Consider the following 573-nt stretch of genomic DNA (forward strand, 5'->3'; position numbering starts at 1 on the left):
GGCCCTGGCTGATGGAGATCAAGGGCATGGGGCGCGTCGCGGCGGGTAACCTGCTGCTGGGCGTGACCTTCGCGCTGGTGGTCGGGCCGGCCTTCGCGGGATGGGTGGTGAGCAGGGTCGGGCATCTGCGGCAGCTGCTGGTCGGCGGGCACCTGCTGGCGGCCGCGCTGATCGTCCTGTTGGTGGCGGGCGGGCCGCTGGCCTTTCCCGCCTGGGCGGACGGGTTGATTCTCACAGGCTTCGGCCTGTCGATCGCCTTCCAGATCCTGTGCTTCGCGCTGCTGCGCAGCCTGGTGAAGCCGGAGGAGGCGGGGCGGGCGCTTTCCGCCCAGAACATCTTCTTCTTCGGCGGCGCCGCGGTGCTGCAGGGGATCAGCGGCATCTCCGCGGGCTTCGGCGGCGTGGCGGCGGCGCTGCTGACCTTCGCGGCGGCGCTGGTGATCGCCTGCGGGCTGTTCCTGCGCTGGCAGCGCGCCTGACCGCGCGTCAGATCGTGATGCGATTCCGCCTTTTGTTTTGCCGCGTGATWCAGATCKRYGGCGCCTTCGCGCCTTCGATCATCACGCTTCAGGC

Annotated in this window: 1 protein-coding gene; it reads left to right on the forward strand. The window is 70.1% G+C overall.

Annotation, left to right across the window (positions count from 1 at the left end; genetic code table 11):
• Positions 1–479, forward strand: a 479-nt coding sequence (locus AC1DWF_RS37090) for an MFS transporter (RefSeq protein ID WP_476843417.1), incomplete at its 5' end; no start/stop codon positions are given.
• Between the last annotated feature and the right edge of the window lie 94 nt (positions 480–573).

This window comes from Aminobacter sp. P4_D5, from assembly GCF_056401815.1.